18 protein-coding genes are annotated in these 25,295 nt (G+C 59.7%); 15 read left to right on the forward strand and 3 right to left on the reverse strand.

The window, feature by feature from the left end; all coding sequences use genetic code 11:
• The first annotated feature begins 2 nt into the window (after window positions 1–2).
• The 15 genes from DKB71_RS14390 (at window position 3) to DKB71_RS14460 (ending at window position 20,522) form a co-directional block, all read left to right on the forward strand.
• On the forward strand, window positions 3–2,525 hold the full coding sequence (locus DKB71_RS14390; RefSeq protein ID WP_408600807.1) for a type VI secretion system Vgr family protein: 2,523 nt from the start codon (window positions 3–5) through the stop codon (window positions 2,523–2,525).
• A 17-nt stretch (window positions 2,526–2,542) separates the two neighbouring features.
• Window positions 2,543–4,831, forward strand: coding sequence for a hypothetical protein (locus tag DKB71_RS14395; protein ID WP_408600808.1), 2,289 nt, complete (start codon window positions 2,543–2,545; stop codon window positions 4,829–4,831).
• 14 nt (window positions 4,832–4,845) lie between these two features.
• Window positions 4,846–5,868: a formylglycine-generating enzyme family protein gene (locus DKB71_RS14400; protein WP_408600809.1), complete on the forward strand. Its 1,023-nt coding sequence runs from the start codon at window positions 4,846–4,848 to the stop codon at window positions 5,866–5,868.
• A gap of 35 nt (window positions 5,869–5,903) precedes the next feature.
• Window positions 5,904–6,803, forward strand: coding sequence for a formylglycine-generating enzyme family protein (locus tag DKB71_RS14405; RefSeq protein WP_408600810.1), 900 nt, complete (start codon window positions 5,904–5,906; stop codon window positions 6,801–6,803).
• A 447-nt stretch (window positions 6,804–7,250) separates the two neighbouring features.
• Window positions 7,251–7,514, forward strand: coding sequence for a PAAR domain-containing protein (locus DKB71_RS14410; protein WP_166622766.1), 264 nt, complete (start codon window positions 7,251–7,253; stop codon window positions 7,512–7,514).
• A 1-nt stretch (window position 7,515) separates the two neighbouring features.
• The gene (locus tag DKB71_RS14415; RefSeq protein ID WP_408600811.1) at window positions 7,516–8,712 is read left to right on the forward strand and encodes a hypothetical protein; all 1,197 of its coding nucleotides are present in this window, start codon (window positions 7,516–7,518) and stop codon (window positions 8,710–8,712) included.
• Window positions 8,713–8,731: 19 nt separating this feature from the next.
• Window positions 8,732–12,079 (forward strand): ImcF-related family protein, encoded by a 3,348-nt coding sequence (locus DKB71_RS14420; RefSeq protein ID WP_408600812.1) that lies wholly within the window; start codon window positions 8,732–8,734, stop codon window positions 12,077–12,079.
• Window positions 12,076–13,662 (forward strand): type VI secretion system protein TssA, encoded by a 1,587-nt coding sequence (tssA, locus tag DKB71_RS14425; protein ID WP_408600813.1) that lies wholly within the window; start codon window positions 12,076–12,078, stop codon window positions 13,660–13,662. The genes DKB71_RS14420 and tssA overlap by 4 nt, the downstream gene beginning before the upstream one ends.
• 24 nt (window positions 13,663–13,686) lie before the next feature.
• A complete protein-coding gene (gene tssF / locus DKB71_RS14430) occupies window positions 13,687–15,456 on the forward strand; it encodes a type VI secretion system baseplate subunit TssF (RefSeq protein WP_408600814.1) in 1,770 nt (589 codons plus the stop codon).
• Entirely contained in the window at window positions 15,420–16,517 is a 1,098-nt protein-coding gene (gene tssG / locus DKB71_RS14435; protein ID WP_408600815.1) for a type VI secretion system baseplate subunit TssG, read from the forward strand. Before tssF ends, tssG begins: the two co-directional genes overlap by 37 nt.
• Window positions 16,498–17,031, forward strand: coding sequence for a type VI secretion system lipoprotein TssJ (gene tssJ / locus DKB71_RS14440; protein WP_408600816.1), 534 nt, complete (start codon window positions 16,498–16,500; stop codon window positions 17,029–17,031). The genes tssG and tssJ overlap by 20 nt, the downstream gene beginning before the upstream one ends.
• Window positions 17,032–17,034: 3 nt before the next feature.
• Complete coding sequence (tssE, locus tag DKB71_RS14445; protein ID WP_408600817.1) at window positions 17,035–17,484, forward strand: type VI secretion system baseplate subunit TssE; 450 nt, start codon at window positions 17,035–17,037, stop codon at window positions 17,482–17,484.
• Between the two features lie 15 nt (window positions 17,485–17,499).
• Complete coding sequence (locus DKB71_RS14450) at window positions 17,500–18,699, forward strand: OmpA family protein (protein ID WP_408600818.1); 1,200 nt, start codon at window positions 17,500–17,502, stop codon at window positions 18,697–18,699.
• Between the two features lie 108 nt (window positions 18,700–18,807).
• A complete protein-coding gene (locus DKB71_RS14455; protein ID WP_408600819.1) occupies window positions 18,808–19,476 on the forward strand; it encodes an ATPase in 669 nt (222 codons plus the stop codon).
• Between the two features lie 257 nt (window positions 19,477–19,733).
• A complete protein-coding gene (locus DKB71_RS14460; RefSeq protein WP_408600820.1) occupies window positions 19,734–20,522 on the forward strand; it encodes a DeoR/GlpR family DNA-binding transcription regulator in 789 nt (262 codons plus the stop codon).
• 149 nt (window positions 20,523–20,671) lie between these two features.
• Here the strand turns inward: DKB71_RS14460 and DKB71_RS14465 are convergent, their stop codons facing one another.
• From DKB71_RS14465 to chrA, 3 genes are all read right to left on the reverse strand, one after another.
• The gene (locus DKB71_RS14465) at window positions 20,672–21,970 is read right to left on the reverse strand and encodes an NAD(P)/FAD-dependent oxidoreductase (RefSeq protein WP_408600821.1); all 1,299 of its coding nucleotides are present in this window, start codon (window positions 21,968–21,970) and stop codon (window positions 20,672–20,674) included.
• Window positions 21,971–22,120: 150 nt separating this feature from the next.
• Window positions 22,121–23,485: a glutamine synthetase family protein gene (locus DKB71_RS14470; RefSeq protein ID WP_408600822.1), complete on the reverse strand. Its 1,365-nt coding sequence runs from the start codon at window positions 23,483–23,485 to the stop codon at window positions 22,121–22,123.
• Between the two features lie 401 nt (window positions 23,486–23,886).
• Window positions 23,887–25,245, reverse strand: a complete 1,359-nt coding sequence (gene chrA / locus DKB71_RS14475; RefSeq protein WP_408600823.1) for a chromate efflux transporter — start codon at window positions 25,243–25,245, stop codon at window positions 23,887–23,889.
• Window positions 25,246–25,295 lie beyond the last annotated feature (50 nt).

Here is a 25,295-nt window from a genome sequence, read left to right on the forward strand (position 1 = left end):
CCATGAGCAACCAACAGCGTATTTTTTTCGACCACACTCGCCATAAATTCGCCATCCGCTGGTTCGACGCCGTCTTCGACGTCCTGGCCTTCGAAGGCCAGGAGCACCTCAGCCAGCCCTTCAGCTATCGCATCGAATTCACCTGCACCAATCAGGACCTCAGCGCCGAGCAGATGCTCAACAAGGACGCCCGTTTCAGCCTGTACCCCGCGCCGCCAAAGCCACCTTACCCAGGCTTTCCAGCGCCGGAGTACAAGCCGTTGCGCAGCCTGTACGGCATGGTCAACAACTTCCAGCGCCTGTCCAGCTCCCGCGACGAAGCCCGCTATGAAATCACCCTGCAACCGCGCCTGGCGCTGCTCGCACACGGCCGCCAGTACCGCCTGTACCAGCAGCAGTCGGTCCCGGAGATCGTCGAGCACATCCTGCGCAGTCGCCACGACTTTCTTGGCCAGCATTTCCTGTTCCAACTGGTGCGCGAATACCCCCGCCGCGAGCAGGTCATGCAGTACGGCGAAAGCGACCTGGCGTTCATCGAACGGCTGCTGGCCGAGGTCGGCATCTGGTACCGCTTCAGCCACGACGACCGCCTGCAGATCGACGTCGTCGAATTCCACGACGACCAGCGTCACTACCAGTTCGGCGTAAAGCTGCCGTTGCGTGCGCCTGCCGGTTTCGCCAGCGGCGAGGACGGCGTGTGGGGCCTGCAAACCCGTCACCAGGTGGTGGAGAAATCCATCAACTTCCGCGCCTATCACCACCGCGATGCCCGGGCCCGGCTCGATGGCGAAGTCGACCAGACCCGCGGCACCACGACCACCACCTACGGCGAGGCCTACCACTACGCCGAACCCTACCGCGTGCTCGGCGATCGCCTCGATCAGGACGAAGACCTGCAAAGCGAAAGCGGTTTTTTCTACGCACGCCTGCGCCACGAACGCTACCTCAACGGCCAGACCCACCTCAGCGGCGCCAGCAGCAGCGCCACCCTGGCGCCGGGCCAGGTGCTGAAAATCGCCGACGCGCCCCAGGCCTTTACCCCCGGCGCGGTGATCACCGGCCTGCACACCCGCGCCGCCCGCGACCGCAGCATCGAAGTAAATTTCGAGGCCATCCCCTACGCGGAAATGGTCTGCTTCCGCCCGCCGGTCCCGCCCAAACCGATCATCGCCGGCACCCTACCGGCCCGCGTCACCAGCGGCAAAGCCAACGATCCCTACGCCGAAATCGACCTCGAAGGCCGCTACAAGGTCAACTTCCTCTTCGATCGCGACCCCTGGAAGCTCGGCCAGGAAAGCATGTGGCTCCGCCAGGCACGCCCCTACGCCGGCGACACCCATGGCCTGCACCTGCCGCTGATCTGCGGCACCGAAGTGGCCATAGCCTTCGAACAGGGCGACCCCGACCGCCCCTACATCGCCCACGCCCTGCACGACAGCGACCACCCGGACCACGTGACCCTGCGCAAACGCGACTACACCCGCAACGTGCTGCGCACCCCGGCGAACAACAAGCTGCGCATGGAGGACAACCGCGGGGAAGAGCACGTCAAGCTCAGCACCGAGCACAGCGGCAAGAGCCAGTTGAACCTGGGGCATCTGGTGGATGCGCAGAAGAAAAAACGCGGGGAAGGGTTTGAACTGAGGACGGATGGGCATGGCGCCATTCGTGGCGGCAAGGGGTTGTTCATCAGTGCGGATGTGCAGGCCAAGGCTCAAGGTCAGGTGCTTGAGATGAGTGCCGCATTGGCGCAGCTCAACAGTGCCTTGCAACTGGTGAATGCCTTGGCTCAAAGCGCCGCCGTATCGGGCGCCCTGCCAGCAGACGTGCAGTCGCAACAAGGGCTGCAAGAGGCATTGGCGCATCTCAAGCAAGCTGGACTGATTGCGTCGGCACCTGCGGGTATTGCTCTCACGACACCGGCAAATATTCAGATCTCAGCGGGAAAAACCCTTACCGCGACGGCAGGGGAGACCGTTGATGTCAGCGTATTCAAGCGCTTTAGCGTGACCGCCGGCGAAGCAATCAGCCTGTTCGCGCAGAAACTTGGGCTCAAGCTGTTTGCCGCCCGGGGGCCGGTGGAGATCCAGGCGCAAAGCGATGCGATGACACTGCAAGCGGACAAGGCGCTGACGCTTAACAGTATCAACGGCGAAATCATGCTCAACGCCGAACAAGGCATCACCCTGGTCAGTCGAGGCGCCTACATCAAGATCAAGGATGGCTCCATCGAAATCGGTGCGCCAGGTGAATTGCGCATCAAGAACGACCTTATCGCCTGGGGCGGTGGTGCCTCCCTCGAACAGGCGTTGTCAGCCATGGTCCTGCAAGACCCCCTCTACAAAAATCCAACGCAGGGTGGATTCCAGGTCAAGGACAAAGAGACAGGCGCGCCAAAATCCGATGTGCGCTATCGCATCGAAACCGCTGACGGCAGCGTGGTGCGAGGAGTGACAGACGGCAACGGCTTCACCCAGCGCCATCATGGCCTTGATCCGCAAGGCATCAAGCTGTTCTTTGAATAATCGTGGAGTCTGAACGCATGACCCAAGCCAATGCCCCTGTCGCTGAAAACCGCACCAGCAAGCAAGACTCCATTGTGGTTGCGTATCACCAGTCGACCCAGTGCTACTTTCGCCCCGAGACGCAAGAGCTGGTCTTTATAGCGGACGCCGAGGCGGGAGAGTTCGAAAACCACTGGCAAGAAATGGCCCACCGGGTGAATGAGTTTCACCTGGCCAAGGAACGTTACTCCCGGGTGTTGGAAAATTATGCCACAAGGGCTTCAACTTCCTCCCTCTCTCCCCTGGAAGCCGAAGCGCATGCCAAGGAAGTGACTGCGGCGGAACATCGACTGGAAGCGGAAGGGGAGGCGCTGCGCGAAAAGCTCGGCAGATTCTCCCTGGAAAAAATGAGCTATGACGATGTCGTCGAATTGATTCCGATCGCGGGGACGGGGAAGAAAGGCAAGCACGGTAGCAAACCCACCCGTTATGCCTATGTCAAGAAAGGTTATTTCAGCAAGAGCCAGGAGGGCCGCAAGCTGCACAATGTCTCCCTGAAAGGCGACAAAAAAAAGGGCGCTGAGAAAAGTATTTACGGCAAGGACAAGCAGGGTAACCACCGCATCGATACGCAGAAGCTCAAGGAACAGCTGACCACTCTGGAGTGGCCGAAAATAAAGCTGGAGTTGAAAGACGTCGTCAAATGGACTGGACTGGATTTTGACCCTGAAGCCTTGAATCAGGACGTTACCTTGTTCGACTGGGCTGAAAGCTGGAACGAAAGCTTGTCGGGAAAGACCGAGTTGGGCAAGAACGTCGACGTGTCGGGGGCTGCGCAGTTCATGCGCTTTGTGTCCAATGTCGGGGCCAGCGCTGAGTTCGACCCGAAAAAGGGCAATGTCGCGGTCAAGGGCGAAGCCAAGGCCAGCCTGACTGTAGCCTCCGGCATGGTTAACCTCACCGCCTATGTGCCGGACCGCATGGGCTGGTCGTTGTCCTACACCAATGCCAAAGGCAATGACTTCGACATGGGCATGTTGCGCCTGTACCTGACGCCTGAGTTATGCGGTTTCATCGGTGCCTCGGTAACGCTCGAAGGGCAATTGCAGATTGTGACCAAAGGTGATCAGCAATTGCTCGCTGGTCAGCCCAACAGCCGGTTACCGCGCTTCAAGGAACGAAGAACCAAGGGTGCGGTTTTCTACAAACAAATGGGCGCTGAAGATGAAGGCCTGCAACTGACTGGCGAAGCCTTTGCCGGCGCCCGAGTCGAGGGCAGCCTCAAGGGTGGCTTGCAATGGCTCAAACCTACACCGCCCGCGGACGTCAATCCCGCACTCGCCGGCTTATTGAAGTCCAGCGGCGAATTCACCGACTTCTGCAGTATTAGCGGCAGCATTGCCGGTTTGGCCGGGGCTGGGGCCGGTGGCAAATTTCACTGCACCTTTATAAATGGGAAGTTCTGTTTTCATGTGGCCGCCAGTTTGTGTTGGGGATTGGGGGCTAAGGGCGGGCTTATTTGTGAGGTGGGTACGAGTACGATTGTAGAGTTTGGAGCATGGTTGGTCTATCAGTTATATCGGTTGAATTATAGTTATTTTGATTTGATCGATAGGGATGCATTTAGAACGTACAGTAGGTACTGCGTCATGCAAATGGATGATATGCAAAGCGACATTTATGCAGGATTTATGACGCTAGGGGAAAGTATCAAGTCTGTTGAGTATGAATTCAAAGATCGCATAAACTCTATTGTAGATGAAAGCAAAACGAATACAGATGCCTCGAAGCGACGCAATCAACTTGCTGCTAGTATTAATACCAATGCCACAAAGTTATTGAGCTACACCCCGGAGGCAAAAGGGATTTTGCTTTACCTTCTCACTCGTCATGGTATTTGGGACCATCTCGATCCGTACAATTATGGTAAGGGGTTGATACCCGATATCTACCAAGATCGTAAGGAAGCGGTGATCTGGTTACTCAGAAGCATCCAGACCCACGACGAGTGGCGCAAAGTATTTTGTCGCATGACGCCTCATGGCTCTAGCTTGGCAGGAGCCGAAGATGAACTCCTGATAACCCAGCAACAGGAACAGAAATTAGTGGATTTTCTGCGGGAGGGGCTCAATCGTGATCAGGATTTGCATAAGGCGAAACGTGAACTGTCCATTATTTATGAACGGATAAGGCCCGGTGCTGTTTGGGGGTATGCGCTGGCCATGAACGACACGCCCTATTATCAAAATAATTCTCTCGATCATCACCGTTTTCCCGAAGGTTGTACTTTTGGTCCGTGTGAAGCAGAGACGGGTCGATGGGCTTGATACAAGGAGTTTTTATGATAAGGCTGCAAATTACAATAATATTTCTTGTTTTTATAATGCTGGGTTGTGAGCAGGATGCCTTGTCCTTGAGTACGACAGAGAACAATGTATCTTCGCGTGAGCTGCAAAGTTTCATTAAAAAGATTAAAAGCAATCTCGTATTTGTTGAGGGCGGGGAATTCCTGATGGGCGATTATGGCGTGGAGTACGGTCCTGAAAGGCTACCCTACGACTCGGATAAGGATAGTAAACCGCTGCATAAAGTTGAGCTGAGTAATTTTTCAATCAATAAATTCAAAATTACCAATCAGGAATATCAGCTTTACCTAAGTTTCAACGGTCTGCTGCTCCGCCAGGATGCCGGAGATAAGTTTGCCGTTGTCAGTGGCGCCCCAAACACCCCGGCGCACTTGGATTGGTTTGAAGCGGAGAAATATTGCACTTGGCTGGCAAATATCAGCGAACAACCGTTCGGATTGCCAACCGAAGCCCAGTGGGAATATGCAGCACGAAGTCGTGGGCGATTTTTAATGGTGGCTACTGATGATGGTACTTATAAGGTGACTGATGACGTTATAACTGAAGAGTGGGGGAGTGGACCCAAAGGCATTAATATTTCAACCTCATGGGACCGTGAAATATTCGCCAAAGAGATGGGGTGGGAGACTAGTACTCTGACATCATTGCCCGTGGATAAATTTCCACCCAATCCACTGGGTATTTATTCGATGTCCGATAATGGATTTGAGTGGGTTAAGGACTGGTATGACCCAACCTATTACCAAAACTCTCCACTCAAGGACCCTCAAGGTCCGAGCGCCCCCGTGTATAAGGATCCTCCTTCAAATTACAAATATGCCAAGGTGCTCCGAGGCAAGGATTATGCAAATCCGCAGTGGGGAGGTGCAGTAAACGTACACAGAAGCTATAGAAGTCCAGATGCGACTATGGCTGCCCTGTCTAATAGGGGAGAGCGCTTGGTGCTTGGTGATAAAACAGCTCGCTGCATAGTCAATCATCCACATCCTATTAAATGACGACTTGAAAAAAACCAAATCAGGGCAGTGATTTAATGAGCAAGCTAAAATCAGTTGTATGCGTTTTTCTTTTGTTTGCAGTTGCGGGTTGCGAGCGAAGTCCTGAGTTGTCGAATACTTCCTTTGAAGAAAGATCTTCGCAGGATTTTCAGGCTTTTATTAAGGGAATAAAAAGCAACCTCGTATTCGTAGAGGGTAGTGAGTTCTTGATGGGGGATTACGGCGTGCAATACGGCCCGGAAAAGCTTTCGTATGACTCGGATAAAGACAGCAAGCCATTGCATAAAGTTGAGCTAAGTAGCTATTTGATCAATAAGTACAAGATTACCAATGAGGAGTTTCAATTTTATCTGAAGAGCAATGGTTTAGTGCTTCGTCAGGATGCTGGTAATGATTTTAAAATCATTAGTGCAGCGCCCACCACCCCTGCACATATGGACTGGTTTGAAGCTGAGCAATATTGCAGTTGGCTGGCAGATATCAGTGGATTGCCTTTTGGATTGCCGACTGAAGCCCAATGGGAGTATGCGGCGAGAAGCCGTGGGCAATTTTTAATGGTTGCAACTGATGACGGAACTTATAAGGCGACTGATGATGCAGTAACCGAAGATTGGAAAGATGGTCCCAAGGGAATCAATATTTCAAGTTCATGGGATCGCAAGATTTTCGCCAAAGAAATGGGTTGGAAGACCGGTACTTTCACACCACTCCCTGTCGATAAATTCCCTCCCAATCCGCTTGGTCTCTATGCAATGTCCGATAATGGATATGAATGGGTCAAGGATTGGTATGATCCAAATTATTATCAGTATTCACTGCTTAAAGACCCCCAAGGTCCGATAGGGCCGGTTTATAAAGACGATCGGTCGAATAATAAGTACGCCAAAGTACTGCGTGGTCAGGATTTCGCCGATCCGCAATGGGGGGAGGCGTAAACGTACACAGGAATTATAAAAATCCAGATGGTGCTGAGCCTGGTTTTTCAAATTTGGGGGATCTATTGATTTTTGTGAATAAAACCGCCCGCTGCGTAGTCAATCATCCGCAACCCATTAAGTGAGCGTGCAGGTATTTTATTCAACGGTGACATTGCTCCGTTGGCTACATATGGAGTGACACTATGCGTCACTGCATCGTAGGTGCTCGCTGGTAATTAGTTCAAGGAAAAAATATGAAAGTCTTGTCCATCATCAAATACACGTTCTCAATCGTGGGGATTGCCCTGCTTTTAGGTGCGGGGACGTCTTACAGCAATACATAGCTGGATATAAGATCAAGGTGCTGTTGGGGCGCGGTAATCCAAGCAATTATCATGGCGATATTTCATTCCTTCCCAAGTTCAATAACTAATTCGCTAGCTGTCTAGATGAACTGGAGGTTCTATGCAAGTTGTTATTCGCCTCGGCGACAAGTTGTCTTCTGATGGGGAGGTGATTTCCGTCGCTGAGGGCATGAGTTTTATGGGACGGGGCATTGCCTGTGTGGGCGACAAGGTTCGCTGCCCGTTGCCCGGGCACGGGGAGAACGCAATTGCCGAAGGGGATGCCGGGTCCACCTGGCAGGGGCGACCCATGGTTTTGCATGGACATCGTTGTGATTGTGGTTGCACCTTGATCACGTCGTTGCCCCAGGCAGGGAGGCTGTAACGTGCCTGTCGATCTTCGAGCCTTGCCCGAAAAGCGCGTGCTGCCGACACGGCCTCGCCTATGGCGGTGGTGCCTGGTGGTGCTGCTTTGTGCCTTACTGGGCGCCAGCCTGGTGATTTTGCTGTGGCCGCAAGACCTGTGGCAGATGCCCTTGTGGTACTGGTGTTGCGTCCTGGTTTTTCCCGCGATCACCGGATTGTTGCTGTTTGCGTTGCGACGTTTGATTTATGAGCGTCAGCATGACTTTGCGCAGAGCTGGAACCTGAGTCGTAGCGAGCTGGAGCGGGCGCTGATTCAACAAGGACAGCGTTCGATAGCCGTGTTGGCAACGTCCTACTGCACGGCGGCGGGTTGCAACCAATTGGCTCGCGCGCTGCGCGGCGGTAGCAAGCCGCTGCAGCCCACTTATCTGACACAACCCGCGACCACGATGCGCTTGAGCCAGTTGGCGCCCGAGCCGAGATTTTATACGGAACAAGAGTACACGGAGCGTTTAACGGCTTATGTTCATCAGGTCATGCGCGGCCTTGATGAGGACTTGCAGCGTTTTGCGGGTACTACACCAGTTTGCGTTCGTATAAGGCATAACCAGGAAGTTAGCGACGAAAGGATCTTGTCGCTTTGGCGTGAATGCCTAGGTGAGGTGCTGGTTGTGGAACATGTGTGGTTGGCGAACCAGGACGACGGTTTGCTTTGGCTGGATACCTGGCTCGACGACCCCTCGCCGTGTCCGTTGATGCTGTCGCTTGAGCTCAATTTTTTTCAACAGCCTACCGCCGAACAGGCCGAGTCTGTTTCTGTCCTGTTGCTTGCACAACCTGAATGGTGCGCCAGGGAAAACCTTGCGCCGGCATCTTGGGTACACCGACCGGTTTCCATGACCGGGCAGGCCGAGTCCTTACAGGACGTACTCCTTTGGGGTCGCGTTCAGGAAGACAACTCGCCGCTGTTTGCCTGGCAGACACAAGTGCCTTCCGATCATTTGTGCCAGGTGAGCATTGCAATGAGCGCTGCCGGGCACCTGCTAAATGTTGAAAGGAGCCAGTCACTGGACCATTCGCTTGGATTGCCGGGGTGTGCAGTGGGCAATTTGGCACTGGTCGTCGCCAGCGAAAACGCGCGCACCGAGCGCCAACCTCAACTTGTAATGATGCAGGACACTTCGCCGCAATGGTGCGTTGTGCGGCCCGCTGGATGATCGGGGATAAGGATTAATCATGAAACAAGTCAGTGTCTGGATTGTAGTGCTTTGTTTGGGAATTATCGGTGGGCTGCTGATCTGGGTGGAGAACCCGATCCTTTCTGTAAATAATGGGCTCGAAAGGGTGACTTTCTCCGCTTGGCTGCTCGCCGGATGTCTGGTGATCTTGTTTCTCGAAAGTCTGGGAGCGCTGGCTACCAGAAAGCTGGGGACACTGGAGTTCATAGCGTGGGCACGGGAAAAATTCGGTGCAGGAGCCCCTCGATCGAGCTGCGATAACGTTGAACGGGACGGGCTCGATTATTACCTGCGCGAACATCACGGCCATTTCTGGCGCCACAAAGTCCGCCTGCTACTGGTCGCCGGCGAACCCGATCAGATCAACGCCATCGCCCCCCATCTGAAAGATAAAAAATGGCTCGCAGGCCACGACACCATCCTGCTCTGGGGTGGCAGCACCCAAACCAAATTCGATGATGGCCGCGTCACCCCGTGGCAAGGCCTGAGCCGCTGGCGTGCCCTTGACGGCGTGATCTGGGCCCTGAACGCACAACAAAGCACCGACACTGAGGCGATGGACAACGGTGTGCGTCACCTGCAAGACCTGGCCCGCCAGCTGCGCTGGCAGTTGCCGCTGCACCTGTGGCAGGTCTGCGACAGTGGATGGGATCAGGACAAACGCCCCACCCAGGCGGTCGGTTGTCTGCTGCCGTCCGATGTGACGCCGCAGGCGCTGGAGAGCGGGTTGGAGAGCTTGGTGTTACCCCTGCGCGACAACGGTTGGGCGCAAATCCAGGGCACCATGCGTCATGACTTCCTGCTGCGTCTGTCCCGTGATTTGCAGGTCGAGGGCATAGCGCGTTGGCGGCAGGCGCTGGCGCCGTTGTTCCGGGTGTTCGCCCGGAGTCTGCCGCTGCGCGGGTTGTGGTTCAGCCTGCCGCTGCCGGGCAGTAAAGACACTGAAGTAAAAAAAGATCACCTTTGGTACGCCATGCCGCCTTGGGACGGCGTGCTCGGTGACAAGACCGTGCTCCATCGCCGCCTCGGCTGGGGCGTCACGCGAGTGGGTTATTCACTGGCGCTGGGGCTGGCGCTGATTTGGAGCGCCGGCATGCTACTGTCCTTCGCCACCAACCGCGTGCACATCGCCCAGGTGCAAACTTCGCTGGCGACCTTGCAGCAATCATCAACCCCTGACGAACAATTCCTCGCCCTGAATGACCTGACCCGCGAACTAGGTCGCCTGGAATACCGCGTCACCCACGGCACGCCCTTGTACCAACGCTTCGGCCTGAACAAAAATCCGGAACTGCTGCAAATGCTCTGGCCCACCTACGTCGAGGCCAACCAGCGCCTGCTGCGTGACCCTGCCGTGGCCAGCCTGCAGCAACAACTCACTGCCCTGATCAAGCTGCCCGCCGACAGCCCCGAACGCCTCAAGCGCGCGCCGCAGGCCTACGAACAACTCAAGGCCTACCTGATGCTGGCGCGCCCGCAAAAAGCCGACGCGGCCTTTCTGGTCAAGGTCCTGGGCCCGCTCGAGCCGAGCGGCGCCGGGGTCTCGCCAGGGCTGTGGCACGGCCTGTCGCCGACGCTCTGGCAGTTCTACGGCGAGCAACTGGCGGCGCACCCGGACTGGCGCATCGCGGCCGACCCCAAGCTGGTGGCCCAGGTTCGTCAGCTGCTGCTCGGCCAGTTGGGCCAGCGCAATGCCGAAGCCAGCCTGTATAAAACCGTCCTCGATGAGGCCGTCAACCATTACCCGGCGTTGAACCTGCAACAGATGGTCGGCGACACCGAGGGACGGGCGCTGTTCGTCAGCACGGCCAACGTGCCGGGGGTGTTCACCCGTCAGGCCTGGGAGGGCCAGGTGCGCCCGGCCATCGACGCCATCGCCGAGGCGCGGCGCGAGGAGATCGACTGGGTGCTCAGCGACCAGCCCGGCGACATCGCCGCCGAGCTGACCCCGGACATGCTGCGCGAACGCCTGACCCGGCGCTACTTCCAGGACTACGCCAGTGCTTGGCTGAAGTTCCTCAACCGCGTGCGCTGGCAGCCGGCCAACAGCCTGGGCGAGGTGATCGACCAGTTGACCTCGATGAGCGACGTGCGCCAGTCGCCGCTGATCGCCCTGATGAACACTCTGGCTTATCAGGGGCAAGCCGGCACTCGGACCCAGGCGTTGGCCGACTCGCTGATCAGTTCGGCGCAAAAGCTGATCGCCCAGGCCCCAGGGCCGTTGATCGAGCAGCAATTGCAGGGACCGAAAGGCCCCCTGGATGCCACCTTTGGTCCGCTGCTGGCCCTGCTCGGCAAAACCCCCGAAGGCCAGGACGAGCGCGAACGCCTGAGCCTGCAAGCCTTCCTCAACCAGGTCACGCGCACTCGCCTGACCCTGCAGCAGGTCAACCATGCCGCCGACCCGCAGGACATGACCCAGACCCTGGCGCAGACCGTGTTCCAGGGAAAAAGCATTGACCTCACCGACACCCGCGCCTACGGCAGCCAGCTCGCCGCCAGCCTCGGCGCGGAGTGGGGCGGCATCGGCCAGACCCTGTTCGTGCAGCCGCTGGAGCAGGCCTGGCAGCGCGTCCTGCAACCTTCGGCCAGCAGCCTCAACCGTCAGTGGCAACGGGCGATCGTCAGTGAATGGGACGCAGCCTTTACCGGCCGCTATCCGTTCGCGGCCACCGCCAGCGACGCCTCGTTGCCGATGCTCGGGCAGATCATCCGCGCCGACTCCGGGCGTCTCGAGCAATTTCTGCAGCGCGAGTTGGGCGGCTTGCTGCGCAAGGAAGGCAGCCGCTGGGTGGCCGACGCACAACACAGCCAGGGCCTGCGCTTCAACCCGCAGTTCATCCAGGCGATCAACCAGCTCAGTCACCTGGCCGACGTGCTGTTTACCGACGGCGGCATGGGCCTGAGTTTCGAACTGCAAGGCAAACCGGTGCGCGACGTGGTGCAGACCACTTTCACCCTCAACGGCGAACAGCACGAGTACTTCAACCAGAAGGAAAGCTGGCAGCGCTTCAACTGGCCGGGTCGCAGCCAATACCCCGGCGCGAGCCTGACCTGGACCAGCGTGCGGGCCAACGAACGCCTGTTCGGCGACTACCCGGGCACCTGGGGCCTGATCCGCCTGCTGGAGCAAGCCCAAGTCACGCCACTGGATGACGGCGACAGCCGTTTTCGGATGGTGCTCAAGGCGCCCGATGGCATTGGCCTGACCTGGTATCTGCGCACCGAACTGGGGGCAGGGCCGATGGCGTTGCTCAAGCTGCGTGGCTTCAAGTTGCCAGCGCAGATCTTTCTCGGCAAGGACGAAAAAGCCGTGCCCTATGCACTGAATGGAAGGTTTGAATGAGCCTGGACAGATTGATCGAACGTTGCCTCGGGGAGCGGGATGCCGTGGGCCTTGCCCGGGCGCAGGCAGGGCACTGGCAATCCTGGTTGCAGCCGATCAGCGCGGACTTGCCCGCCGGGGAAGATCCGGCCTGCGATGATGATTTCCAGCGCATGCGTGAGGAGGTCAACAAGCTGTCCGGGGCCGACGTCGAACAGGTCATCCAACTGGCGCAGACGCTGCTGGCCGGATCGTGCAAGGATCTGCGGGTGGTCACTTATTACATCTGGGCACGCTTGCACAGGGATGGCGAAGCGGGTTTGGCCGACGGCCTGAACCTGTTGGCCGCAATGCTGGAACGCTACGCCGTCCAGGTGCTGCCTGCGCGTCCCAACAGCCGCAAGATGGCGCTGGAGTGGCTGGCGAGCAGCAAGGTGCTCGACACCCTGTCGCGCTACCCCGAAGTGGTCAAGAACGAGGCCGAGCGTACGATGGCGGCGCTGGCCTGGCTGGAGCACGGGCTGGCGGCCTGGCCTCAGGATCAGCGTCCCGCCTTCGGTGTGCTGTATGCCGCGTTGTCTGCGCGATTGGCGCAATCCGGCGGGGTCGACGCGCTGGTCCCGCAGAACAGCGCCAGCCACGAGAAAAACACCCGAACGGCCGCCCCAGACCCCACGGCCATCAAGTCCGGGCGTGACCTGCTGGACAGCGGCCGGGCGCTGGCCGGCTACCTGCGCGAGCAGCCCCAGGGTTGGCTGGCGGCGCATCGCCTGATGAAAAGCCTGCGCTGGGACACCGTGCATGAAGCACCGCTTCAGGATGCCAGCGGCAAGACTCGCCTGACTCCACCCCGTGGCGAATACCGGGCACAACTCAAGCGCCTGCATCTGCAACAGAGCTTCAGTGAACTGTTGGATCTGGTGGAACGGATCTACGCCGAGGGCGTGAACCATTTCTGGCTGGATCTGCAGTGGTACCTCTACCAGGCACTGAGCAAGCAGCCTGCGCCACAGGACAGCTGGGCCGACATTGCCAAGCGCGACCTGGGCATGTTCCTCGAGCGCCTGCCAGGGCTGGAGGCATTGTGCTGGAGCGACGGATCGCCCTTGGCGGACGAGACCACCCGCGAATGGATCAGCCAGCACGTCTGTGGCAATCGCCCCCAGCAATGGCTGCCGGCAACACCCGTAGCAGCTACCTGCGCAGACCCCGAGATCCTGTCACTCGAAGGCGAAGCCCTGGCCCAGGCCGACAACGATGGCGTCGAGCACTCACTGGCCTGGCTGGCCGCGCGCCCGGGCATCCATACCGGTCGCCAACGCTGGCTGTTGCGCCTGCTGATGGCTCGGGTGGCCGAGCAATACGGCAAGAGCGAGCTGGCCATTCACCTGCTGGGCGAACTGGATGCCAATGGGCAACGGCATGGGCTGGCGGAATGGGAGTCCGAGCTGAGTTTCGAGGTCAAGGCGCGCCTGCTCAAGCTGTTGCGCTTGAAGGCTCAACGCAATGACACAGACAAACCCACCCTGACCCGGCGGATGGAGGCGCTGCTGGCAGCGCTGGTGGCTGTCGACCCGGTACGCGCCGCAGTGCTCTGTGGCTAAACCTTCTTTATCAGGATTCTTTCCATGAGCATCGACAATCTGACACTGCAATATTTCGACGCCGAGATGCGCTACCTGCGCGAGGCCGGCAAGGAGTTCGCCGAGGCCTTTCCGGACCGGGCGGCCCAATTGAACCTGGACAAGTCGGGCGCGCGCGACCCTTACGTGGAGCGCCTGTTTGAAGGTTTTGCCTTCTTGATGGGGCGGCTGCGGGAAAAGCTCGACGATGACCTGCCGGAGCTGACCGAAGGCCTGGTCAGCCTGCTCTGGCCCCATTACCTGCGCACCATTCCATCGCTCTCGATTGTCGAGTTGATACCCGAGCTCACAGAGATGAAGCGCAGCCAGCGGATCGCCAGCGGCTTCGAAGTGCTGTCGCAACCCATCGGGCCCCTGCGTACCCGTTGCCGCTACACCACGACCCAAGACCTGACATTACAGCCGCTGGCGCTGGAAAGCGTGCAGGTGGCTTATGAACCGGACGGTCGCTCGCTGTTGCGATTGCGCTTTGCCTGCGGGGCAATGGCCGACGGCAGCGAGATCGACCTGAGCCGCCTGCCGTTGTACCTCAATGCCGATGCCGCGCTGGCCAGTGCGCTGCATCAGGCGCTGACCCTGAACGCTCAAGCCTTATATGTACGCCTGCCTGACCAGACGGGCCGCTCTTCGCTCGAGGGTTATTTTTCGCCAAAGGGGTTCGGCGACGAGGATCGCCTGTGGCCCAAGGGCGACAGTGCCTTCAGCGGCTATCAGTTGCTGCTGGAATATTTCACCTTTCGCGAGAAATTCATGTTCGTCACCCTCTGCGGACTCGAGCAGTTGAAGCTGGCACCAAATACCCCCTGGTTCGAACTCGAGGTGGTGTTGAGCGAGCCGTTGCCCCAGGCGTTCACGCCGAACGCCGAGCACATTCGCCTGCATTGCGTGCCGGTGATCAACCTGTTCACGCTGGAGTCCGACCCCATGACCCTGGCGCCTTTGCAGACCGATTACCTGCTTCGCCCCATGCGTTTGCAGGACGGCCATACGGAGATTTATTCGGTGGACCGGGTCACCGCGTCGAAGAGTGCCGTGCGCCACGAATACGTGCCCTTCACCAGTTTTCGTCACAAGGGCGGCATGTTGCGTGACGAAGCCCCCGAGCGCTATTTCCATACACGACTCAAGCGCGGCCCCAATGGCCTGCATGACACCTGGCTGATCCTGGGCGGCGAAGGTTTCGATCAGGATCGGCTCGACACCAACGAAAGCCTGTCGCTGCGCCTGACCGGTACCCACGGCCAGCTGCCGCGCAAGGCTTTGCAAGGCACCATGCTCGATACACCGGTGCAATCCATCGAGGTCGGCTTGCGCGTGCGCAACCTGTGTGCGCCGACCTTGCCGTGCTATCCGCCCAACCGCGACCGCTTCCACTGGCGGGTGCTGAGCCATCTCGGCTCGAACTTCCTGCCGATGCTCGACAACGCCGAAGTGCTGCGCGGCACGCTGGCGTTGTACGACTGGACGGGCAGCGAGCTGAATCGACGTCGCCTGGCGGCGATTGTCGAGGTCGAACACCATCTGATACAGCGCTTCGAAAAGGGCTTTCTGCTGCGCGGGGTCGACATCGAAGTCACCCTGGACGCCAACGGCTTCAGCGGTGAGGGCGACATCAACCTGTTCGGCGAAATGCTCAATCGCTTCTTCGGCCTGTACGCCGACATCCACCTCTTCAACCAGCTCACGCTGATCCTGCAACCTACTGGAACGTGCCTGCAATGGAACGAGAACCACAGTCAGCGTATTCCCGGCTGAAAGCCGGCGGTTTACTGGAGGCACTGAAGGGGCGGGTGGCCGAGGCGCAACTGTATCGCTTCTGCCAGTTGCTCGAACGGGCGTTGCCCGACCACCCGCCACTGGGCAGCACCACGTCGCCGGCGGATGATCCGGTACGCTTTCGGCCAGACCCCGGCATGAGTTTTCCCGCCGGTGAATTGAAGGCGATTGAAACCGACGATAAACACCCTGGGCGACCGGCCACTGTGCGCACGCGTCTGTTGGGTCTGTACGGCGTGGACTCGCCATTGCCGACGGCTTTTCTGGACGATATCGCCCAGCGACGGGAGGGGCACGAGGCACTTGAAGCCTTCCTCGACATTTTCAACCACCGGATCTTCACCCAGTTCTATCGGATATGGCGCAAGTACTCCTATCCGGCGACCTTCGAAGCCGGTGGCACGGATGCGACTTCGCAATGCCTGTTGGGGCTGATTGGCCTGGGCATTCCCGGAACGGCCGGGCGGGTCGGCACGCCGATATCGCGCTTCCTCGCCTTACTTAGCGTGATGCGCCTGCCCACCCGAAACGCCGAAGGCATCACTGCGCTGGTCAAGCTGCTGGCCCCCGAAACCCGGGCACAGGTGACTCCCCACTGGCCGCAGAAAGTGCTATTGGCGCAGCCGGCTAGCCTGTCCCCGATGCATCCGGTGCGACTGTCCCAAGGCACACCCCTGGGCTGTGTCGGCTACGACGCAAACAGCCAGTTGCATCTGGCGCTGTTCACCGAAGACCGGGACGAGGCTCGTGGCTGGCTGCCCGGTGGCCCGTTGTACAACGATCTGCTGGCACTGCTGCGGGTGTACCTGGGTTGGCGTTGCACGGCAAGGCTGCAGTTGGCGTTGCCCCTGCACAGCCTGCCGCCACCGTTGTTGGGAGGCGCGCAGGTGTTGTTGGGCATGACTGCGGTGCTGGGCCTGGACAGCGATGCCTGGCAGGCCGGCGAAAGCACCACCATCACGATCAATCTGGGTCGCTATCAAGGCCTGCGGGACAAACCCCGGGATAGGGAGATAAAGCATGGCGCGTACCGTTTATAAATCATTGGTGATCGCCTCGTTCGCAGTGCTCGGCGGTTGCGGGGTGAGCCAGAGCGTAACCGACGCGACGACCTCGACCACACAGGCAATCTTCTACAAGCAGGTTAAAACCCTGCGCCTGGACCTCAGCGGGCGCGCGGCACTGAACACCGCCGGGATCGACATGAATGCGTTATCCGTGCCGACCCTGGTGCGGGTTTATCAACTGCGTGACCGCAAGGCGCTGGAAAGGGCGAACTACGACAGCCTGCTCAGCCACGACGAGCGCGTGCTGAGTGCCGACCTGCTGGACAAACGAACCCTGGTAATCAAGCCCGACGAGGGCGCGCAGCTGAACATCCCCCTGGACAAGCAGGCCCGCTATGTTGCCGTGGTTGCCTTGTTTCGTGAGTTCGATAGCCGGACCGATAGCTGGCGCCTGACCCTGGCCCGCGATGACCTCGATCCGGACCGGGTGCGGGTGATCGAGTTGGGGGACAACCGCCTGACCCTGCGCCCACTGGCCAAGGAGTGACGGATGAGCGATCTCAACCCCTCGCTGTACGAGACACTCCTGCAGAACTTCGACGGCGAACTGGACCTGCATCAGGTCGCCGAAGAGGATCAGTGCACGCTCTCGGTGCTGGACAACCTGCGCCGCATCCTCAACAGCCGGGCCGGCGCGCTCGACCATCTCCCCGATTATGGCCTGCCGGACATGGGCCAGATCCTCCAGGGGCTGCCCGGATCGGCGCATGGACTGATGAGTGCCATGGGCGACACCCTGGCCAAGTACGAGCCGCGGGTGGCCACGATTGCCATCGAGCTGTTGCCCCAGACCCGACCGGGTCATCTGGAGTACAGCCTCGAGGTGCAACTAAAAGGGGGCCAGCGAGTGACCTTCGGCACCACCCTGACGCCAGGGGGCAATGTCCTGGTGCGTCACTTGAAGCGGCAGCACTACCTGTCGACGTCGGGAACTGTTTAACCAAAGGAATGCGCGATGACAGCGTTGTTTGAAATGCGAATCAGGCTCGGTGGCGATCCGGGTGCCTTCAGTGAGTTCAAGGCGCTGCGTGAAGAGTTGGCCAGACTGAGTCATCCGGCCTGCCCGGATGTGGATTGGGCCAAGGTGGAGCAGTTGTGCCTGGCGTTGTTCCAGCGCAACGGTGCGGAGTTGCAAACGGCCGCGGCTTTCGTACTGGCCCGTAGTCACCGCCACGGCCTGGAGGGCATGGCTCAGGGGATCGCGCTGATCGAGGCGCTGGTCAGCGAATGGCCGACCCTGTGGCCCGCGATGGAGCCGGCGCGCCTGGAAATCCTGGCCTGGCTGTTCGCCTGCCTGCAGCCCCTGCTGCGAAGCCTGGAGCTACGACACTGGAGTCTGCCGGCGATCGTTCAATTGGGCGCTGGGCTGGAGCGCCTGCATGCAGGTCTGGATCGACAGGCGCAGCCCGCGCCGGGTTCATTGCACGCCCTGCGCCAGCAAGTCGACAGCCTGTTGCAGCGACTGGCGCAGAGCCACGCCCAGAGCCATGGGCAGACACACGGGTTGTTCGACGCGGTGGCCTTGTCGACGCGACTGCCGCCACCGCCCCAGGTGATGCCGGTGGTGATCCTGCCGACGCCGCCAATGCCTGTCGTGTTGTCGGGCGCCAAGCAGAAAAAGATGCATCGGATTGGCCCTTGGCTGTTCGCGGTCGCCACGACGGTCACCTTGGCTGCGGGTGTCCCTTGGATGGCCTGGCTGGTGAACCCGGACAAGGAGGGCGTGAATCGCCTCACCAGTGTGTTCCAGGCGCCACCCGTTGTTTCCGAGCCGGTGCGTCTGGACAGCCTGTCGCTGTTCGCCCCCGGCAGCGCCGAACTCAAGCCAGGCTCCACCAAGGTCTTGATCAGCGCCCTGGTCGACATCAAGGCTCAACCTGACTGGTTGATCGTCATCGCCGGGCACAGCGATGCCAAGGGCAATGCCGAGCAGAATCTGCAGTTGTCCCACGCTCGCGCTTCAGCCGTGCGCAGCTGGATGCAGCGCATGGGGGATATCCCCGACAGTTGTTTCGCGGTCCAGGGGTTTGCCGACAGCCAGCCAATCGCCAGCAACGACAGCGAGGCCGGCCGCGCGGCCAACCGTCGTGTCGATATCCAACTGGTGCCTCAGGTCGGCGCCTGCGGGAAACCGGGCGAGCAGTTGCCGTCATAGCATCCATTCATTTGCTCGATACCCATCATTAAGGAATGCAAGTTCAGTTTTTCCACCAAGGGAGGAAGATAGCGTGATACCGATCTCGCCATTGAAGGAATAAGCGCGATGAGAATCTCGACCCTGCTGGCTTTTGTCGCCGTATTCAGCGGTGGCATCGCTGCTACCGCACCGGCTATTGCTGCCGATCCGTCCTGCCGTTTCCTGCCGATCGCCGACAGCACCGCTCGTTTGCAACACACGCAAACAGTGGCGGTGCTCTACAGCGAAAACACCCTCAATACCCAGCAATACCTTGAGAGCTACCACGATGTGGCGGTGAAGGGGGCGCAGAATCCTGGGCTGGATTCGCGGATCAGCCAGGCGTTCGTCGACAGTTCCGATCCGCAGCGGGCGATCGGCTGGTTGCTGGGATCATTGCAGAAGGAGTTCGCGGCGGTGACGGTCTACGACAGCCTCGATGCGGCGGTGCAGGCGCATCCGGATGTGGTGGTGATGCTCGACACCTACAGTCGCCTGGTGTCGAAACGCAACAATCAGGTTGAAGCGCGGTTTGTGGCGAAGTTCTACGATGCGAACCTGCAATACATCGGCCAGGCTGCGGGTTCACGTGCCGAGCAGATGCCCTCAGTGTGGGTGCACGGCAAAGCCGCGCCGCAGATTGCCGCGCAGATCAATCAGCAAACGGTGTTGCAGGTGAATGCGTTGAAACAGTTCGATGCGTCGCTGAAGACACTGGTGACGGGCGCAAACCCCAACCATGTCGCCAGCAACTAATGATGAATCAGGTGTGCACCAAGGCGATGGTGAACGAAACCACGATCATACAGGCAAAGGCGAAATTGATATTCATGACGTTTGTTTCCGATACAGGGGTGATGGCGCTCATCTTGAACAGGTCGGACGCAAATAAAAAATTCGGCTTGGTGATTTGAAAGATCGAAAGAATTGATACTTGGCTCGTGTGTTTGTGTTTGCTGCGTTGTTTAGCTAATCTCGAAAACACGCAGCTTCGCGCACAAACAGGCAATAACATGCACGACCAGCATTCCGCAGCCGAACTCCCGCAACTGCGCCGGCAGAAAATCCTCTTGATCCTGGAACGTGACGGCAAGGTCATGGCGGCCGAATTGAGCCAGCATTTCGCGGTTTCCGAGGACACCATTCGCCGGGACCTTGCAGAGCTGGACAGCGCCGGGCTGGTGCAGCGCGTACATGGCGGGGCCTTGCCACGTCCCAAGGACACGGGCAAGGACTACTTCACCCGGATCAGCGAGACCGACGAAGTCAAAACCCGGTTGGCGCAACTGGCGGCGAGTCGGGTCGAGAATGGCCAGATCGTGATGTTCGACTCAGGCACCACTACGCTGCAGATCGCGCGGTTGCTGCCATCGGACATCTGCATCACGGCGGTCACCGCGTCGCCGATGACGGCCATTACCTTGTCCGAATTCAAAGGCATCAAGGTGATACTGGCGGGGGGACAACTCAATCCTGCGATCATGTCGGCCAGCGGCCATGAAACCCTGCGCTTGCTCGAGGGCATCAAGGCGGATCTGTTGTTTACCGGAGTCTGTGCGATTCATCCGCAAGTCGGTATCAGCTCCCTGCATTTCGATGAAGTGCCGGTGAAGCAGGCGATGCTCGACAGCGCGACCCAGGTCATTGCCGTCACCACGGCGGACAAGCTGGGCGCGGTGGAGCCCTTCGTGGTGGCGCCTTGTGAGCGTCTGCACACGCTGATCACCGAGCGTCATGTGGCGACGGGCAACGTTGAGGATTACCGCAAGTTGGGGATCGAGGTGGTGCAGGCGCAGGCTTGAGCGCTATGTCTCAATGAAACAAAAACTGTAGGAGCGAGCTTGCTCGCGATGGCGATGTGTCAGGCGACTTCAATGTTGACTGACACACCGCTATCGCGAGCAAGCTCCTCCACAGTGGATTGGGGTGTTGCCTCAACTTCGCAGATGACTCAACGCAGTCGCTCCAGCATTTGTAGTAGCCACATGCCCGCCGCCAGCATCGGGTTGCCGAGCAGGTCGCCCATGGGCACGCGGATGTGTTGGCAGGCGGCGAAGGTGTCGAAGTGTTCCAGTTGCCCGGTGATCGCCCGGCCCATGATTTCGCCCATGATGTGGGTGGTGGCGATGCCGTGCCCGGAGTAGCCCTGGCAGTACCAGACGTTGTCCGAGAGTTTGCCCAGTTGCGGGATGCGGTTGATCACGATGCCCATCGCGCAGCTCCACTGGTAATCGATGGCCGCGCCTTTGAGTGCCGGGAACGTCTGCTCGATGCACGGGCGCAACTCGGCGGCGATGTCGCGCGAATCCTTGCCGCTGTAGTTGGCGCCGCCGCCGAACAGCAGGCGGCCGTCGGCGGTCAGGCGGTAGTAGTCGAGGACGAAGCGACAGTCGTAGACCGCGAGGTCCTCTGGGTTGATCTGTTTGGCCAGGTCTCCCAGCGGTGCGGTGGTGACGATGCCGCCCATGGCCGGGAAGATCTTGCCCTTGAGCTTGCCCGGTTCCAGTTTGTGGTAGACGTCGCCGGCCAGCAGCACCTGGTTGGCGTCGATGCGGCCGTGGGCGGTGCGTATGCCTGGCTTGTCACCGTGAATGATCTCCAGCACTTCGCTGTTTTCGAAGATCAATGCGCCGAGACTTTCCGCTGCCCGCGCTTCGCCGATGCACAGGTTGAGCGGGTGCAGGTGCATGTTGCGCGTGTTCTTGATCGCGCCGTGGTAGAGGTCGCTTTGCAGCAGGTCGCGCACCTGGCTGCGGTCGAGCAGGCTGACGTCATCGGCCATGCCACGGCGCAGCGCTTCGTCATGGTCTTTGCGCAAACCGTCCATGTGGCCGGGCTTGTAGGCGGCGTGCAAGTGGCCGTGCTTGAGGTCGCAGGCGATGGCGTATTTCTCCACCCGTTGCTCGATGATCTGGTGACCGCGCCAGCGCAGGTGCCAGATGAAGTCATCGACTTCTTCGCCGAGGGTGCGGCGCATCTGTTTGCGCATCGCTTCGTCGCCCGAGAGGCTGCCGGTGACCTGGCCGCCGTTGCGCCCGGTGGCGCCCCAGCCGATCTTGTGGCTTTCGACGATGGCGACTTTCAGGCCCTTTTCAGCCAGTTCGACCGCCGTGGCGACGCCGGTAAAACCGCCACCGATGATGACGACGTCGACGCGGTGCTGGCCTTGCAGGGTGGGGTAGTCGGTTTCGTGGTTGAGGGTGGCGCTGTAGTAGGAATTGCAGCGTTGCTGAGTCATGTCAGTGTCCATGCAAAAGAGGTAGAGAGCTTGGCGCAAACCCTGTGGGAGCGGGCTTGCTCGCGAAGGGGTCGTATCAGTCACCATCAATGGTGAATGACACACCGCCTTCGCGAGCAAGCTCGCTCCTACAGTGGGATTGCGTATGGCCGACCTGCAGGCTCACGCCTCAGTCAGATACCACCGCCAATCCTGCTCACCCACTTCGGCCATGAACTGCCGATACTCTGCACGCTTGACCGCCAGGTAAACCCCCAGGAATTCCTGGCCCAACGCATCCCGCGCCCACACCGAATTTTCCAGCGCCGTCAGTGACGTCAGCCAGTCGGTCGGCAGCAACTGTGTGGCCTGCGCATAGCCGTTGCCTTGCACCGGTTCGCCCGGATCGAGGTTCTCGCTGATGCCTCGATGGATGCCGGCCAGGATCGCCGCCGCTGCCAGGTAGGGGTTGGCGTCGGCGCCGCAGATGCGGTGTTCGATGTGCCGGCTGTTGGCCGGGCCACCGGGCACGCGAAGGCTGACGGTGCGGTTGTCGACGCCCCAGGTCGGGGCCAACGGCGCATAGCTGTTGGCCTGGAAGCGCCGGTAGGAGTTGGCGTTAGGGCAGAACAGCAACAGCGAATCGAGCAGGCTGGCGAGCATGCCGCCGATGGCCGTGCGCAGCAGCGGGGTACCGGCCGGGTCCTCGGAAGCGAACAGGTTGCGGCCTTCGGCGTCGGCGATGCTGACGTGCATGTGCATGCCGGTGCCTGCCAGATGATCGAAGGGTTTGGCCATGAACGTCGCCTGCATGCCGTGCTTGTGGGCCACGGCTTTCACCAGGCGTTTGTAACGCACGGCCTGATCCATCGCCTGCAAGGCATCGCCGTGTTCCAGGGTGATTTCCACTTGCCCCGGGGCGTATTCGGAAATCGCCGTGCGCGCCGGAATGCCGTGCAGTTTACACGCGGCATAGAGGTCGGCGAGGAAGGGTTCGATCTGCTCCAGCTCGCGCAGGCCGTAGACCTGCGTGTGTCGCGGTCGCCCACCGTCAGCGTCCAGCGCCGGTTGCGGGCGGCCGTTATGGTCGCGCTTGGCGTCCAGCAGATAGAACTCCAGTTCGCACGCCATCACCGGGTGGTAACCCTCGGCCTTCAGGCGGTCGATGACCTTGATCAGCAGATGACGTGGGTCGGCGATGCTCGCCGGCATGCCTTCTTGCGGGTGCATGCTGACCTGCACCGCCGCCGTCGGAATCTGCCGCCACGGCAAGCGCACCAGGCTACCTTCGAGTGGATAGGCGCGGCAGTCGATATCGCCCACGTCCCAGACCAGCCCGGAGTTCTCGACGTCATCGCCTTGCAAGGTCAGGCCGAGAATGGTGCTGGGCAGCGGGCGACCGCTTTCATACACCGCCAGCAGTTCCTCACGGTGCAACAGCTTGCCGCGCGGTACGCCATTGGCGTCGAGAATGAACAGCTCGATCATGTCGATATCGGGGTTGTTCGCCAGAAAGGATTGAGCGTCTTCAAGGGCTGCAAATTTCATTGTTCGTCACTCACGTGGGCGTCCCGCGGACGCACGGATTCAGGCCAGGGCTCGACGACGGATAAAGATCCGCCGCAGGCTGGCAGCGATAGCAAAAAGGAGAGGGGCTCGACGAATCGTGGACGCGATCAGGCGAGCAGGTTGCTATCCGGCGGGCGTGCGGAGTGACGCAGTTTGGAGCGGCGCAGGGCCATGGGCAGGTTGACGATGCGTTTCATGGGGCAATGTCACCCACGACCAACACAGGGGTGGTCAGGATCGAGACATCCAGCAAGTGGTGCTCTGACGGTGAGGTGCTCATGACTCAGGTTTCCAGCAGGGGAAATCGTCGGTGGCGGATAACGAGCTATCCGCAGTGACTGGATACTAGGGGTGAAAGCGAAACCTGTAAACGTCTGTTTTCAGCGAAGCAGGTGCACGCCCAGTCCGACCAGCCCACAACCAGCCAACACTTCGATCACCCCGCGCTTGAACCGCAGCAAGGCAATCGCCGCCGCGATCGCGATCAACAACGAAGGCCAATCCAGCCGACCGCCGAAGCCGTCAGGCCACAGCACATGGTAGCCAAAGAAACACGCCAGATTGACAATCACCCCGACCACAGCGGCCGTGATCGCTGTCAGTGGCGCGGTGAATTTGAGTTCGTTGTGCGTCGATTCCACCAAGGGGCCACCGGCGAGAATGAACAGGAACGAAGGCAGGAAGGTGAACCAGGTCACCAGCATGGCGGCAACGGCACCGGCGACAAAGGCCTGATCGGGACCGAACACCTGATGCACGTAGCCGCCGATAAAACCGACGAAGGCCACGACCATGATCAGTGGCCCGGGTGTGGTTTCGCCGAGCGCCAGACCATCGATCATCTGCGTCGGCGTCAGCCAGCCATAATGCCCCACCGCGCCCTGGTACACATACGGCAGCACCGCGTAGGCTCCGCCGAAGGTCAGCAGCGCCGCTTTGGTGAAGAACCAGCTCATCTGCGTCAGCGTGCCGTCCCAACCGAACAGGGCGGTGAGGGTGGCCATCGGCAGTGTCCACAACACCGCGCCAATGAGGGCCAGGTGCAGCCATTTCCAGCGACTGAAACGGGCGTGTTCGGGTGTCGGTGTGTCGTCGTCGATCAATGCCGCGCCAAAGGATTTTTGCGCAGCGCCGTGGCCTCCGGTGCGGAACTTTTCCGGTGCCAGGCGCCCGCCGAAATAGCCGATGATTGCCGCGCCCAACACGATCAAGGGAAAGGGCACGTTGAGCGCGAAGATGGCCACGAATGACGCAGCGGCGATGCCCCACATCCAGCCGTTTTTCAATGTCCGGGAGCCGATCCGGTGTGCCGCCTGCAGCACAATGGCGGTCACCGCAGGCTTGATCCCGTAGAACAACCCGGCCACCGCCGGCACCTCACCGAAGGCGATGTACACCCAGGACAGGGCAATCAGGATGAACAGCGACGGCAGCACGAACAGCGTGCCTGCGATCACGCCGCCCCAGGTCCGGTGCATCAGCCAGCCGATGTAGGTCGCCAGTTGCTGGGCCTCTGGGCCGGGCAGCAACATGCAATAGTTGAGGGCATGCAGAAAGCGTCGCTCGGAGATCCAGCGTCGGCGCTCGACCAACTCCTGGTGCATGATCGAAATCTGCCCCGCCGGACCGCCGAAACTGATGAAGCCGAGCTTGAGCCAGAAGCGGAACGCTTCGCGCAGGCTGATTGCAGCAGGCTTAGTTTGGTCTGGTTGACTGTTCTGGGAAGGCGTGGGGCTCAAGCGGATGTTCCTTGCAAAGGCGCTTTTAGCCCGTGACTTTAGCAAAGAAC

The sequence above is a fragment of the Pseudomonas sp. PLMAX genome (assembly GCF_046042685.1).
Classification (GTDB): Bacteria; Pseudomonadota; Gammaproteobacteria; order Pseudomonadales; family Pseudomonadaceae; genus Aquipseudomonas; species Aquipseudomonas putida_AE.